A 14,156-nucleotide genomic window follows, 5' to 3' on the forward strand; every position below is an offset into this window, starting at 1 on the left:
GTGTCGTCGCCCGGGAGGGGCGGGGAGCCCCGAGGGGCTTTGTCCACGGAGACAACATATTGCGCGTGCACCGGTCTGTAAAGCGCGACGGAAGATCGATCCGCGGCGTTGCCGAACCGTGACCTTCCCCCGGTGCCTCCGCGCCAGTGCTGGGTGAGACCGCTCTCAGGAGGAGACATGAAGGAGGGGACCCCGGGCACGAGCCGAGCTCGTTCCGGGGTCCCCGTGTTCTGCAGCGCCGTCGTCAGAGCCAGCGGCGCAGGCCCGGCCGCTCCAGGACGCCGGCCAGGGTGCGGTTCCGGGTCCGCAGCATGCGGACGAGGAGACCGGTCGCGGAGATCCGCGAGCAGGTCGCCGCGAAGGCGAGGACGAGGCCCGAGAGCAGCGCCATCACCGGGTACTCGTCGATGAGCTGATCGGCCGACCAGTACATCAGCAGCGTCGCGAGCGAGGCGAGCGCGGCCGGCGCGGTGAGGATCCCTGCGATCAGCGCGACGCCCAGCCCGATCTCGACGAGCGGCGTGACGAAGCCGAAGAGGCCGGCCTGAGCGTGCAGGATCGTCGACGCGAAGAGCTGGAAGTAGTCGGGCACCCGCCCGTTCTCCGCGGCGCCGTCGGCGACGAGGAGGATGTCGGAGGCCCCGAATCCGGATCGCAGCTTGATCGCGCCCTCGTTGATCCAGAGCAGGCCCAGGGCGACGCGGACGGCGGTGCCGAGGGCCGCGGCCGCCCAGCGCCGCCCGGGCCGCGTCACGAGAGCTTCGCCGCGCCGAAGACGGCCTTCGCCTTGTCGCAGTGCACGACGACGTAGGTGTAGTCGGCGGCGTCGCCCACGTCGAAGCTCTGGGTCTTCGTGTCGTAGGAGACCGGGCCCAGCTCGACACCGGCGCTCACGGCCTTCTCGTCGGTCCCGTTCGTCAGGTAGAGGTGCAGGTCCGGGCCCTCGTCGGAGGAGAAGCCGCTGAGGTCGACCGTCTTTCCCGACACGGTCGCGGTGCCGGCGACCTTCTTGCCGTTGAGGCCCTCGAACGCGCCTTCGCGGCTCTCGCCGGCCGGCGCGACCGTCGACGGCGCCGTGGTCTTCGCGGCGGCGGAGCTGGAGCTCGTGGACGACTGCGAGGCGGTTCCGGTGGCCGGCGCGCAGCCGGTCAGGACGCCGGCCACGAGGACGACTCCGGCGATCGCCTTGGGGAGCAGGTGACGGGACATGGGGGTGTTCCTCTCATTCGTGGTCCTCCGGGTCGAGACGACGCGGAGGACGGGAAGGCGACCGGAAGGGGTCCGGTCGCGACCTCGGGCGGGCCGCAGCGGAGTGTGGGAACGGCGCGGCCCGCCCGAGGAGTGCGGGAAGGGTCAGTTGACCTTCGAGATGGCGCAGGACTTGAAGCCCGAGTTCGCGTTGACCTGCACGTTGTAGGAGTGCCCGGCCTCGAACGTGTAGCCCGATCCGACCGGGCAGGCGTACTGCTCACCCGGTGAGGCGACGTCGCTCTGCGCGGAGTAGCCGTTGATCAGCACCTGCGAGGTGGTGAAGGACTTCTTCCCGCCGCTGAAGATCGAGTCGAGGCTGCTGCTGTTGATCACGTACGGGGTCGCGGGGTTCTTGGCGGACGCCGAGGTGCCGAACGACTCGTTGGCGCCCGGGCTCAGTGCCGAGCCCCACTTGTTGCCGAAGATCCAGTACTGACCGTCGACGACGAGCGTGGCCGAGGCGTAGGCGCCCGAGTCGGGGCTGTCCGGGCCGGTGTTGCTCACCTGCAGGAGGAAGTACGGAGCCGGTGCCGGCGCGGCCGCCCCGAAGAGCGCGACGCTGAAGGCGCCGGGGACGGCCGAGGCGTCGCCCCAGGCCGCGGGCGCGTAGTCGTTGTTGAGCGACCACTGCATCACGCCGGTCACGTGACCGTAGAGCTCGGGCTTCGCCTTCATCGCCTTCCACTGCGCGGCGAGGTCGGCGAGCACCGCGGCCTGGTCGTAGGCGGCGGCGCCGGATCCGCCGAAGACGTTGTTCGCGGTGCCGCTGGCGCCGGCGTTGCTGACCTGGCCGATCACGATCCTCGTGCCCTCGCCGATGCACAGCGAGGTGGCGGCGGAGCAGTCGGACCGCACCGCGCTATTCAGCGCGCGGGCGATCGTGCTGAAGAAGCCGGGGTCCTTCTCGGCGGCGCCGCCGACCGTCCAGCCGCCGGTGTTGTAGGTCTGAGCGAGCAGGTAGTCGACCGTGCCGCTCTTCAGGAGCGGACCGAACTGGTCGTTCGCGCCGTCGTGGACACCGGAGGTGAGGGTCAGGTTCGTGGGCGCGGCCGGGTCCACCTCGGTCCCGCTGCTCAGGTAGACCTGCGGCGCGACGGCGAGGGAGAGACCCGCGCCCTTCACGGTCGCGCCGAGGGCGCTGATCGTCGGGGCGTCGATGCCGTTCTCGAGGTCGAGGTCGACGCCCGTGATGCTCCCGCCGGTGAGCTTGGCGTTGTAGTCCTCGATCTGCGCGAGCAGCCGGGAGCCGACGGCGCTCGCCGTGCCGGTGTTCACGGTGTCCCGGGTGACGGTCTGCCCGCCGAGGCTGAGCAGGTTCACCGTGCCCTTCGCCTCCTGGTCGATGACCTTCTGCATCGCCGCGAGGGTCGCGGGATCGGCCGTGCTGCTCGCCGGGTCGGCGAAGGCGAACACGATCACGTTCGAGGCGGCGATGCCGGCCGGATCGATCTGCGCCAGCGAGCCGGTCGCTCCGAGCTGGAGGTAGGAGACGCGGAGGTCGGGGACGGCGCCCGCGGTGTCCGCGACGGCGGCCGGTGCGGCACCGCCTGCGACGACGGCGCTCGGAAGGGCGACCGCGGCGGCGAGGGCGGCGGCGGCCAGGAGGCGGCGGCGGAGTCGTGGTCTCATTCTCGGATGTCCCTTTCGTGGGTGGGGAGGGCGAGCGACGGTCGCGGCGGACGACGATCTGAACCGGCCTCGTGGGCGGCAGAGCGGTTTCGCGGGGTCGACATCGATGGTGAGCCGACCGCGCGGCGTCCCGAAATCTCTGGCACGGATCATCGGAGATGGCGGGAACGGCTGATGAGGCTCGGTGATCCATGTCCAGAACCTGAAAGTGCTCTTCGTTCATGAGGACGTATATAAAGGTTGATGCTTGCGTATAGAAAGACATCCATCCGCGGAAAGACGGGGAATCGAAGATGGCGGAGATCAGCTGATTCGGCGGGGAATCACTCAATTGGCGCCGGACTTGAATTCGGCACCCTCTCTCCTGTTACACTCACCGCTCGGTCACCCCGCAGCAGTCCCCGTTCACCGTGCGGATGAGCAGGTGGTGGCTTTGAGAATTCACATGTCCTGCCGTCGCGGACGTGTGGCGAGCGGATCCCGTTCCGGGGCGCTCGTAGCCGATCCTCGAGATGGAACAGCAGTGATGAAAGAGACCCTCCCGTCCACGGACTCCCCCCTCAGGCCGAGCTCGCCCTGCCGCATCGATCGGCAGCGCTTCAGCGGTCCGGGGGCCGAGAAGGCGATCAGCGAGTGGATGGGAGTCGGTGAATTCCATCCGCGCAGTCGAGAGGCGTTCGAGGCGGAGTCGGAGCGCGTGATCATCGATCAGGTGAGTGCTCAGCGGCTGACTGCCCGCGCCAATTACTTCACCTCTCCGGATTCGAGCTCTCTCGGATTCCCGAGAAGCAATCGCATCGAGATCGTGGCGCTGATCGAGGGCGAGTGCTTCATCTCCGTCGGCACCCAGCGCTATCGCCTCACCAGGGGCTCCATCGCCATCGCGGGCGGCGGCGAGCCGGTGTCCTCCGAGACCTACGACGTGACCGAGTGCGTCTTCATCAGCATTCCGGTCGATCAGCTGAGCGAGCGCTTCCGAGCCTCGGTCCCGCTCTACGGAGTGGAGGTGATCTCGCCGCCGCGACTGATGCGCCTGTTCCAGACGCTCTCGCACGAGCTCGCCTCGCACGACTCGATCTCGCCGGACGCGTTCCGCACGCAGCTCGCGCAGCTGACCGGGTTGATCGAGGCGTCGCTGGCGAACCGGTCGCACCTCGCCGTCGGCGACCTCGATCGGATCAAGCTCTCCCGGGAGCACGTCGAGGGCTACGTGCGCGACCACCTCGCCCAGCGCGATCTCACCGTCGGCACCCTGGCCGAGGTCTTCCACACCAGTCCCCGCACGATCCACCGGCTCTTCGCGAGCGACGGACCGACCCTCTCCGAGTACATCCGGACCAGTCGCCTGACGGCGCTCGCCGCGGAGATCAGTGCGGCCGACAACCCCGACGGCTTCGAGGTGCTCGCCGCCCGGTGCGGACTGCACGAGTACGTGACCGCCGCCCGGCTGTTCCGCAAGGAGTACGGCCTGACCATGCGCCAGTTCTGGAAGGCGTACCGCCTGCGCTGAGGCTCGCGGCGCACCTCGGGCTCGTAGAATCACTTTCGGCTCGCCGGAACGCCGCGATCGTGCGTGCCGGAGCCGATCTCGCGAGCCGAGGGTGGGGGCCGGAGCATGACGAAGGGCCGCCTGCGCGTGCTGCTCGGAGCGGCGCCCGGCGTCGGCACGACGTCCACGATGCTCGAGGAGGGCGGCCGGCTCGCCGCCGAGGGCCGCGACGTCGTGATCGCGGTCGTCGAGACGCACGGCCGCGCCGAGACCGCCGCGAGGATGGAGGGCCTCGAGGTCGTCCCGCGGCGCGCGGTGCTGCACCGCGGTGCGCGACTCGAGGAGATGGACCCGGCGGCGGTGCTCGCCCGCCGACCGGACATCGCGCTGGTCGACGAGCTCGCGCACACCATCGCTCCCGGTTCGTCGCACCGGAAGCGCTGGGAGGACGTGGCGGAGCTCCTCGACGCCGGCATCACCGTGCTCACGACCGTCGACATCCAGCACATCGCCTCGCTGAACGACGTCGTCGAGGCGATCACCGGGGCGCGGCCGCACGAGACGATCCCCGACGCCGTGCTCCGCGCCGCCGACCGGATCGAGCTCGTCGACCTCGCTCCGCAGGCGCTGCGCGACCGGCTCGCCGCGGGCCGCGTCTTCCCACCCGAGCGGATCGACGCCGAGCTCTCGCACCGCTTCCGCCTCGGCACGCTCACCGCGCTGCGCGAGCTGGCACTGCTCTGGCTCGCGGACGAGGTCGACAGCGCGCTCCGCGACTACCGCGGCGAGCACGGCATCGACAGCACCTGGGCCGCCCGCGAGCGCGTGGTCGTGACGCTGACCGGCGGCTCGGAGGGCGAGACGCTGCTGCGGCGCGGTGCGCGGATCGCCGCGCGCGCCTCCGGCGGCGACCTGCTCGCCGTGCACGTGCTGACGCCGGACGGACTGCGGACGCCGCGCCCCGAGGTGCTCGCGGCGCAGCGCGCGCTCGTCGAGTCGCTCGGCGGCAGCTACCACCAGGTGGTCGGCGAGGACGTGCCGCGCACCCTCGTCGCGTTCGCCCGCTCGGTGGACGCCACGCAGCTGGTGCTCGGCGTGAGCCGGCGCAGCCGCCTCGCCGCGGCGCTCACTCCGGGGATCGGCGCGACCGTGATCCGCGAGTCGGGTGACATCGACGTCCACATCGTCAGCCACTCGGCCGCCGGTCGCGCGGCGGTGCTGCCGCGCCTCGGCGGAGCCCTGACGCTGCGGCGCCGGCTCCTCGGCACGGCCCTCGCGCTGGTCGGCGGGCCGCTGGTCACCTGGCTGATGGCGAGCCTGCGGAGCGATGAGTCGATCACCAGCGACGTGCTCTCGTACCAGCTGCTCGTGGTGCTCGTCGCGCTGGTCGGCGGGCTCTGGCCGGCGCTGTTCGCGGCCGTCCTCTCGGGGCTGACCCTCGACTACTTCTTCGTCGATCCGCTCTACACGGTCTCCGTCGACGAGCCGCTGCACGAGCTCGCGCTCGCGCTCTACGTCCTGAACGCGGTGCTGGTCAGCGCCGTGGTGGACAGGGCGGCCCGGCGCTCCCGCGCGGCGAAGCGGTCCGGAGCCGAGGCGGAGCTGCTCGCGACGATCGCGGGCGGGGTGATCCGCGGCCAGGGTGCGCTGCAGGCGATCCTCGAGCGCGCGCGCGAGGCGTTCGGCCTCACCGGCGTCCGGCTGGTGCGGGACGGCGCGGTGGTCGCCGCGGACGGCGAGCCGGCCGCCGCGGGCGAGCCCGTGCGGATCCCGGTGGGCGCGCAGGCGGAGCTCGAGCTGCACGGCCGCGAGCTGGAGGGCAGCGAGCGGCGGCTGCTGCAGGTGGTCGCCGCGCAGCTCGACTCCGCGCTCGAGCGGGAGGCGCTGAGCGAGACGGCGAGCTCGCTGGCTCCGCTGGCCGAGACCGATCGGATGCGCAGCGCCCTGCTCTCCGCGGTCAGCCACGACCTGCGTCGGCCGCTGGCGGCCGCCACCGCCGCCGTCTCGGGGCTGCGCTCGCGCGACGTGGAGTGGAGCGAGGGCGACCGGGCGGAGCTGCTCGCGACCGCGGACGAGAGCCTCACCACCCTGGGCGCGCTGGTCACCGATCTGCTCGACGTGACCCGGCTCGAGGCGGGAGTGCTCGCGGTGTCGCTCGCGCCGCTGGACGCGGCCGATGTCGTGCTGCCCGCTCTCGACGAGCTGGGGCTCGGCCCGGGAGAGGTCGACCTCGATCTGGATCCGGACGGGCCGGAGCTGCTCGCCGACGGCGTCCTGCTGCAGCGGGTCGTGGTGAACCTCCTGGCGAACGCGGTGCGCTACGCGCCGGAGGGGACCCGGGTGCGGGTGTCGACCAGCGTCTTCGGCGGCACGGCGCAGATCCGGATCGTCGACCACGGCCCGGGGATCGCGCCCGAGCGCCGGGAGGAGGTCTTCGTGCCGTTCCAGCGCCTGGGTGACGACGACAACACGACCGGGCTGGGGCTGGGGCTCGCGCTGTCGAAGGGGTTCACCGAGGGGATGGGCGGGACGCTCGAGGCCGAGGACACCCCGGGCGGCGGGCTGACGATGGTGGTGACGCTGCCGGTGGTGGCGGACGACGCGGCCGCCCGGACCGATGCCGCCCGGAACGATGCCGCCCGGAACGATGCCGCCGAGCCCGATGCCGCCGAGCGGCGGGCCGCGGGAGCCGATGCTTCGGGAGGAGCCGCATGAAGATCCTGATCGCCGACGACGACCCGCAGATCCTGCGCGCGCTGCGGATCACCCTGACCGCCCGCGGCTACGACGTGGTCACCGCGGGCGACGGGACCGAGGCGATCAACCGCGCCATCGACGAGCGGCCGGACCTCTACATGATCGACCTCGGCATGCCGCGGCTCGACGGGGTCGAGGTGATCCAGGCGCTGCGCGGCTGGACGAGCGCGCCGGTGCTGGTCGTCTCGGGGCGCACCGGCTCGGCGGACAAGGTCGGCGCCCTCGACGCGGGGGCCGACGACTACGTGACCAAGCCGTTCTCGATGGACGAGGTGCTCGCGCGCATCCGGGCCCTGTCGCGGCGTGTGCAGCCGGCCGAGGGCGAGCCGACGGTGCGGATCGGCGACGTGACCGTCGACCTGGCGGCGAAGAGCGCGATGCGCGACGGTGCCGCGGTGCGGCTCACGCCGACGGAGTGGCAGGTGCTGGAGATCCTCGTGCGGAACGCGGGCAAGCTGGTCACCCGGCGCTCGCTGCTCGACGAGATCTGGGGGCCGACCCACGTGACCGACACCGGCTACCTCCGGCTCTACCTCGCGCAGCTGCGCAAGAAGCTCGAGCCCGACCCCGCGCACCCGCGGTTCCTGCTGACGGAGGCGGGGATGGGCTACCGCTTCGTGCCGGGCGAGGACGCGGCGGCGCGGTAGCGGAGTCGGCGACGCCGGATCAGGACGCCTCGACGTAGGCGGCAGCGGCCTCGCGGAGGATCTGCGACGTGCTGACGCCGCGGCTCTTCGCGAGCCGGCTCACCTTCTGGTCCAGCCCTGCGGTCGAGCGGACCTTCCACACCGGGCCGGCCGGCTCCCCGCCGTCGAGCCGTGGCCGACCCCTGGCGATGGTCACGGCGTCCTCGAGCGTTGCGGCGCCGATGGCCGCCAACAGTGCGGCCCGTGCTCCGGTCCGCTGATCGACCGCGTCCGTGCTCGACGCGGCGCGTGCGCCGTCGATCTCGAGGGAGTGAGGCGGTGGGGAGTCGGACGGGGGACGCCGACGAGACAGACTCCTCAACAAGGTCCGGAACCAGGAACTCTCCTCCGATCGGCGTCCCGGAATCGTCCTCGCCCGAAGAACGGCGGCACGCTTGCGGGAGTCCACTTCGCGGAAGGAGCAGCTCATGGTCGTCCCCGACAGCGCCATCGGCGTGGCGATCCTGCTCGCGCTGGTCGTGCCGGGCGTGCTCTACGCAGCGGTGCGGCTCTGGCTCAGGGGCTTCCGATGGACCGACCAGAACGTGAGCACTCGCGTCTTCGATGCGGTCCTCGTGAGCGTCGTCCTCGATGCGGTGTACCTCGTCGTCCTCGGCGACGATCTGGTGGCCTTCGCGAGCGACCCACGCGCCTCCTTCGAGCGGGAGCCCCGGCTCGTCGGCGGCTACCTGCTGGGGCTCGGGGTACTGATCCCGTCCGCGGCGGCGTTCGTTCTGCACTTCAGGCCGCGGTGGTGGCGCCCCGACTGGCGATGGCTCGCACGCCCGCAGTGGCGCTGGATCCGCTTGCCGGTCGGACGGGCTACGGCGTATGAGAGCATCCCGACGGCATGGGACAAGGTCGCGCAGACCATGGTCGATACCTGGGTGAAGGTGCAGCTTCCCGACGGTCGCCGAGTCGGCGGATGGATGTCGGTGAAGAGCTTCGTCTCGACCTATCCGCAGTCTCGCGACATCTTCGTCGAAGTGCAGTTCGAGGTCCTGGCCGACGGGACCTTCGGTGGAAGGATCGAAGGGAGTCGCGGCGTCTGGGTATCGGTCCCGGAGGGAGCCGTCGTCGAATGGCTCGACGCCGCTCGTCCTCAGCAGAAGGAGGGATCGCATGTCGGATCGGACCACGACCACTGAAGGGGCGCTCGCCAGGGGTCAAGCACCTGTGCACGGCCACCCCGCACCCGCGGTGGCACCGAAGACGCCGTCGGGGATCTACACGCCGCCGGCGCTGCTCGGCATCCCTTCGCCGCCGATGCCGACAGGCGCTTCCTCACCTCGATAGCAGTGGATCGGCTCGCGGGCTGCTGTCGGAGGCGCGGGGGACAATGGACGGACCCCAGGAGAAGGAGACCACCGTGGATCAGCCGCGCATGAACGTCGAGTCGTTCAACCTCGATCACCGCACCGTCGCCGCGCCCTACGTGCGCCTGGCCGACGCGAAGACGCTCCCGGCCGGGGACCACCTCGTCAAGTACGACGTGCGCTTCACTCAGCCCAACCACGGCCACCTCGAGATGCCGACCGTGCACTCGCTCGAGCACCTGTTCGCGGAGAAGTCGCGCAACCACTCCGACCGCGTCGTCGACTTCTCGCCGATGGGCTGCCAGACCGGCTTCTACCTGATCCTGCAGGGCGAGCCCGAGCTCGCCGAGGTGCTGGACCTGGTCGAGTCGACGCTCCGCGACATCACCGAGGCCACCGAGGTCCCCGCCGCCAACGAGACGCAGTGCGGCTGGGGAGCGAACCACTCGCTCGAGGGCGCTCAGGACGCGGCGCGCACGTTCCTCGCGCGGCGCGACGAGTGGGAGCAGGTCACCGCGTGAGCGCGGTCGAGGCGATCGTCCTCGTCGCGATGGACGAGGAGGCCGAGCCGTTCCTCGCGGCGGCGGGCGGCGCCCCGGAGCCGGTCGCGGTGGGCAACGCCCTGCAGTGGTCGATCGAGGTCGGCGGCCACTCGGTGCTGCTCGTGCGCACCGGCGTGGGGCTCGTGAACGCGGCCGGCGGGCTGACGGCGGCGGTCCTCCGGGTGGGGGGCGCGCCGCTGGTGATCAGCGCCGGATCGGCGGGCGGACTCGGTGCCGAGGTGCGCGTCGGCGACGTGGTCGTCGGCGACGAGTACGTGCAGACCGATGCGGACGCGCAGGCGTTCGGCTACGCGATGGGGCAGGTGCCGGGGATGCCGGCGCGCTACTCCGGGCACGCGCCGGCGCTCGCCGCGGACCTCGACGCGGCGATGCCGGGCGGTGCAGCGATCACGGTGCGGCGCGGGCTGATCGTGTCGGGCGACGTCTTCGTCTCGGGCGACCATGTGGCGCGGGTGCGCGGACTGTACGACGGGGCGCTGGCGACGGACATGGAGTCCGTGTCGCTCGCGCAGACCGCGTACGTGCACGGGCTGCCGTTCGTGTCGGTGCGCGGCATCTCGGACCTCTGCGAGCCCGGGTCGTTCGAGGCGCACGTGGACGACGCGGCGGACCGCTCGGCCGCCGTGGTGCGGGCTCTGCTCGACGCTGTGGGGTGACCTGCGGCGCGGGGTGGTCTGCGGAGCCGGGGTGCTGGGGGTGGTGGGTCTCGATACGCCCCTCCGGGGCTGCTCGACCGGCATGATGACGGCAGTCCGGGGCTGCTCGACCAGCACGATGACGGCAGTCCGGGGCTGCTCGACCCGCATGATGACGGCACTGCGGGGCTGCTCGACAAGCACGGGGGCATCGACTCGTTCGGATTTCTTTCACGGGGATGTCGATGTCGGCGGGCGCCGTTCGACGGGATAGTAGGAGGGCGCAGAGGGCGCCCGCGAATCCCGAGGAGACCACCGTGAAGTACATGCTGATCATGCGCGCGACCGATGCCGCCAAGGCCGCCTACGAGGCGATCCCGTTCGACGAGATCATCACCCGGATGGGGCAGTACAACGAGGCGATGATCACCGCCGGCGTCCTGCTCGCGGGCGAGGGACTCGCCGACGACGTCGCGACCTCGGGGTTCGTCGTCGACTTCGCCTCCGAGCCCGCCGCGATCACCGACGGCCCCTACGGCGAGACGCACGAGCTGTTCAACGGCTTCTGGATCATCCAGGTGTCCTCGAAGGAGGAGGCGAAGGAGTGGGCGCTGCGCTGCCCGCTCGTCCCCGGCAACAAGCTGGAGGTGCGCCGCGTCACCGACGAGAGCGACTTCGCGGACTTCGCCGACAACGAGTACCTCCAGAAGGAGGCCGGCTGGCGCGAGGACGAGAAGGCCCGCGCCGAGAACGGCTGACATGACGCCGGCGCCTCCCGGGGAGGAGACCCGGGCGCGGGTCGACGCCGTCTGGCGGATCGAGAGCGCGCGCATCGTCGGGACGCTCGCCCGGGTGACGGGCGACGTCGGCCTGGCCGAGGACCTGGCGCAGGAGGCCCTCGTCGAGGCGCTCGAGCAGTGGCCCACGACCGGCGTCCCGCGCAACGCCGGGGCCTGGCTGACGGCCGTGGCGAAGCGCCGGGCGATCGACGGCTGGCGGCGGCGGACGGCGCTCGACGAGCGCTACCGCCTCCTCGCGCGCACTCTCGAGGACAGCGTCGACGACGAGTGGCGGCCGATCGAGGACGACGTGCTCCGGCTGGTCTTCACCGCCTGCCACCCGGTCCTCTCGCGGGAGGCGAGCATCGCGCTCACGCTCCGGCTCGTCGGCGGGCTCGGCACGGAGGCGATCGCGCGGCTGTTCCTGGTGCCGGTCGCGACCGTCCAGCAGCGCATCGTCCGGGCGAAGAAGTCGCTCGCGGCGTCGGGCGTGCCGTTCGAGGTGCCTGACCCGGCGGAGTGGCGGGCGCGGCTCGACGCGGTGCTCGGGGTCGTCTACCTGATCTTCACGGAGGGCTACGCCGCGACGTCGGGCGATCGCTGGCTCCGCACGGAGGTGGCGGGGGAGGCGCTGCGGCTCGGGCGGGTGCTCGCCGCGCTGCTCCCGCGCGAGCCCGAGGTGCTGGGGCTGCTCGCTCTGATGGAGCTGCAGGCCTCGCGGTTCGCGGCGCGGACGGCGCCCGACGGCTCGCCGGTGCTGCTCGAGGATCAGGACCGCACCCGCTGGGACCGCGGGCAGATCGAGCGCGGCCGGGAGGCGCTGCGCCGCGCCGACCGCGTGGGCAAGGGCCGCGGGTCCTACGGGCTGCAGGCGGCGATCGCCGAGTGCCACGCGGTCGCGCCGAGTGTCGCCGCGACCGACTGGGAGCGCATCGTCCTGCTGTACGAGATCCTCGGGCGGGTGTCGCCGAGCCCGGTCGTCGAGCTCAACCGCGCCGTCGCGGTGTCGATGGCGACCGGTCCCGCCTCCGCGCTGCTGATCGTCGACCGGCTCGCGTCCGAGGGCGCTCTGCGGGCGTCGCACCTGCTGCCGAGCGTGCGGGGCGAGCTGCTCGCGCGCCTCGGCCGGCGGGAGGAGGCGCGCGCCGAGCTCGCGACGGCCGCCGCGCTGGCCGGCAACGAGCGCACCCGCGCCCTGCTGCTGGCGCGCGCGGCGTCGCTCTGACGCCGGGCGCACCGACTCCTCAGAAGTTGTCGTAGCGGAGGGTCGAGTACGACAACTTCTGGAGAGCGGAGGAACGGTCAGCGCTCGGTGACGACGCCCGCCTCGACGTGCCAGTGGCGGGTCAGCTGCACGGTCTCGAGCATGCGGCGGTCGTGGGTGACCAGCAGCAGCGTGCCCTCGTAGGCCTCGAGCGCCTGCTCCAGCTGCTCGATAGCGGCGAGGTCGAGGTGGTTGGTCGGCTCGTCCAGCACGAGGAGGTTCGTGCCGCGCGCCTGCAGCAGCGCCAGGGCGGCGCGGGTCCGCTCGCCGGGCGAGAGCTCGCCGACGGGGCGCGAGACGTGGTCGGCCTTGAGGCCGAACTTCGCCAGCAGGGTGCGCACCTCGGCGGTCGGCCACTCCGGCACGAGCGCCTCGAAGGCGTCGGCGAGCGGGACGTCGGCGGCGAGCATCCCGCGCGCCTGGTCGATCTCGCCGATCGCGACGCTCGCGCCGAGCGAGGCGCCGCCCTCCTCGGGAGCGGAGCGGCCCAGCAGCAGCGACAGGAGTGTCGACTTGCCGGCGCCGTTGGGACCGGTGATGCCGATCCGGTCGCCGGCGTCGACCTGCAGCGAGACCGGGCCGAGGGTGAAGGTGCCGCGGCGGGCCACGGCGCCGTTCAGAGTGGAGACGACCGAGCTCGAGCGCGGGGCGCTGCCGATGGTGAAGGCGAGCTGCCACTCCTTGCGCGGCTCCTCCACCTCCTCGAGCCGGGCGATGCGGCTCTCCATCTGGCGGACCTTCTGCGCCTGCTTCTCGCTCGACTCGACCGAGGCCTTGCGGCGGATCTTGTCGTTGTCGGGCGCCTTCTTCATGGCGTTGCGGACGCCCTGGCTCGACCACTCGCGCTGGGTGCGGGCGCGCGAGACCAGGTCCTCCTTCTTCTCCGCGAAGTCCTCGTACTTCTCGCGGCGCTGGCGGCGCGCGGTCTCGCGCTCCTCGAGGTACGCGTCGTAGCCGCCGCCGTAGACGGTGGTGGTGTTCTGCGCGAGATCGAGCTCGAGCACGCGGGTGACACTGCGGGCGAGGAACTCGCGGTCGTGGCTGACGAGCACCACTCCGCCGCGCAGGCCGCGGACGAAGGCCTCGAGCCGCTCGAGGCCGTCGAGGTCGAGGTCGTTGGTCGGCTCGTCGAGCAGCACGACGTCGAAGCGGGAGAGCAGGAGGGCGGCGAGGCCGACGCGGGCGGCCTGACCGCCGGAGAGCGAGGTCATCAGGGAAGTGGCGGCCACTCCGCTCGTCCGGCCCGTGGCGTCGAGCGCGAGGCCGAGGTCGGCGAGGACGACGGGGGTCCGCTCGTCGAGGTCGGCGGCGCCGCTCGCCAGCCAGCGGTCGAGGGCCAGCGCGTAGCGGTCGGCGATGCGGCCGTCGGGGTCGGGCTCGGCCAGCGCGGAGGCGGCCTCGTCGAGCTCGGCCGAGGCCTCCGCGGCGCCGGTGCGGCGGGCGATGTAGGCGGCGACGGTCTCGCCCTCGCGGCGCTCGTGCTCCTGCGGCAGCCAGCCGACGAAGGCATCGCCGGGCGCGAGCACGACGCCGCCCTCGAGCGGGGCGGTCTCGCCGGCGAGGATGCGCAGGAGGGTGGACTTGCCCGCGCCGTTCGCGCCGACGACGCCGACCACGTCGCCCGGGGCGACCGTGAGGTCGAGGCGGTCGAACAGGGTGCGGTGCGCGTAGCCTCCGGAGAGGCCCTTGGCGACGAGGGTGGCGGTCACCGGTCCAGCGTAGGCGGGCGGGCTGCCGGTACCGGCCCCCGGTCGCTAGACGGTCTGATTGCACGCGAGTCTAGGATG

Annotated in this window: 13 protein-coding genes; 8 read left to right on the forward strand and 5 right to left on the reverse strand. The window is 72.2% G+C overall.

The genetic code is table 11. The annotated features are described in order from the left end of the window. Positions 1-244: 244 nt before the first annotated feature. The 3 genes from EDF35_RS07035 to EDF35_RS07045 form a co-directional block, all read right to left on the reverse strand. The gene (locus EDF35_RS07035) at positions 245-754 is read right to left on the reverse strand and encodes a DoxX family membrane protein (RefSeq protein WP_133961357.1); all 510 of its coding nucleotides are present in this window, start codon (positions 752-754) and stop codon (positions 245-247) included. Further along, on the reverse strand, positions 751-1,209 hold the full coding sequence (locus EDF35_RS07040) for a DM13 domain-containing protein (RefSeq protein ID WP_123447228.1): 459 nt from the start codon (positions 1,207-1,209) through the stop codon (positions 751-753). Before EDF35_RS07040 ends, EDF35_RS07035 begins: the two co-directional genes overlap by 4 nt. A gap of 144 nt (positions 1,210-1,353) precedes the next feature. Then, positions 1,354-2,880, reverse strand: a complete 1,527-nt coding sequence (locus EDF35_RS07045) for a hypothetical protein (RefSeq protein WP_133961359.1) — start codon at positions 2,878-2,880, stop codon at positions 1,354-1,356. A gap of 637 nt (positions 2,881-3,517) precedes the next feature. Here EDF35_RS07045 and EDF35_RS20735 point away from each other — a divergent pair. From EDF35_RS20735 to EDF35_RS07060, 3 genes are all read left to right on the forward strand, one after another. Then, positions 3,518-4,390 (forward strand): helix-turn-helix domain-containing protein, encoded by an 873-nt coding sequence (locus tag EDF35_RS20735; RefSeq protein ID WP_347876895.1) that lies wholly within the window; start codon positions 3,518-3,520, stop codon positions 4,388-4,390. A gap of 105 nt (positions 4,391-4,495) precedes the next feature. Then, complete coding sequence (locus tag EDF35_RS07055) at positions 4,496-7,084, forward strand: ATP-binding protein (protein ID WP_133961363.1); 2,589 nt, start codon at positions 4,496-4,498, stop codon at positions 7,082-7,084. Continuing rightward, the gene (locus EDF35_RS07060; RefSeq protein ID WP_123447224.1) at positions 7,081-7,773 is read left to right on the forward strand and encodes a response regulator; all 693 of its coding nucleotides are present in this window, start codon (positions 7,081-7,083) and stop codon (positions 7,771-7,773) included. The genes EDF35_RS07055 and EDF35_RS07060 overlap by 4 nt, the downstream gene beginning before the upstream one ends. Before the next feature lie 19 nt (positions 7,774-7,792). Here the strand turns inward: EDF35_RS07060 and EDF35_RS20740 are convergent, their stop codons facing one another. After that, positions 7,793-7,969 carry a ribbon-helix-helix protein, CopG family gene (locus EDF35_RS20740; RefSeq protein WP_166674033.1) on the reverse strand — a complete coding sequence of 59 codons (177 nt, stop codon included), beginning with the start codon at positions 7,967-7,969 and terminating at the stop codon, positions 7,793-7,795. Positions 7,970-8,240: 271 nt separating this feature from the next. On the opposite strand from EDF35_RS20740, the gene EDF35_RS07070 reads away from it, so the two are divergent. The 5 genes from EDF35_RS07070 (at position 8,241) to EDF35_RS07090 (ending at position 12,330) form a co-directional block, all read left to right on the forward strand. Next, positions 8,241-8,960 carry a DUF6338 family protein gene (locus tag EDF35_RS07070; RefSeq protein ID WP_123706092.1) on the forward strand — a complete coding sequence of 240 codons (720 nt, stop codon included), beginning with the start codon at positions 8,241-8,243 and terminating at the stop codon, positions 8,958-8,960. A gap of 191 nt (positions 8,961-9,151) precedes the next feature. Beyond that, positions 9,152-9,649, forward strand: coding sequence for an S-ribosylhomocysteine lyase (locus tag EDF35_RS07075; protein WP_166674034.1), 498 nt, complete (start codon positions 9,152-9,154; stop codon positions 9,647-9,649). Continuing rightward, on the forward strand, positions 9,646-10,347 hold the full coding sequence (gene mtnN, locus EDF35_RS07080; RefSeq protein ID WP_133961367.1) for a 5'-methylthioadenosine/S-adenosylhomocysteine nucleosidase: 702 nt from the start codon (positions 9,646-9,648) through the stop codon (positions 10,345-10,347). The genes EDF35_RS07075 and mtnN overlap by 4 nt, the downstream gene beginning before the upstream one ends. Positions 10,348-10,643: 296 nt before the next feature. Then, positions 10,644-11,084 (forward strand): YciI family protein, encoded by a 441-nt coding sequence (locus EDF35_RS07085; protein ID WP_123706090.1) that lies wholly within the window; start codon positions 10,644-10,646, stop codon positions 11,082-11,084. Between the two features lies 1 nt (position 11,085). Then, the gene (locus EDF35_RS07090; protein WP_133961369.1) at positions 11,086-12,330 is read left to right on the forward strand and encodes an RNA polymerase sigma factor; all 1,245 of its coding nucleotides are present in this window, start codon (positions 11,086-11,088) and stop codon (positions 12,328-12,330) included. Positions 12,331-12,407: 77 nt separating this feature from the next. Here EDF35_RS07090 and EDF35_RS07095 read toward each other — a convergent pair whose 3' ends face one another. Next, entirely contained in the window at positions 12,408-14,078 is a 1,671-nt protein-coding gene (locus EDF35_RS07095) for an ABC-F family ATP-binding cassette domain-containing protein (RefSeq protein ID WP_133961371.1), read from the reverse strand. Positions 14,079-14,156 lie beyond the last annotated feature (78 nt).

The sequence above is a fragment of the Rathayibacter sp. PhB151 genome, from assembly GCF_004366415.1.
In the GTDB taxonomy this organism is placed as follows: Bacteria; Actinomycetota; Actinomycetes; order Actinomycetales; family Microbacteriaceae; genus Rathayibacter; species Rathayibacter festucae.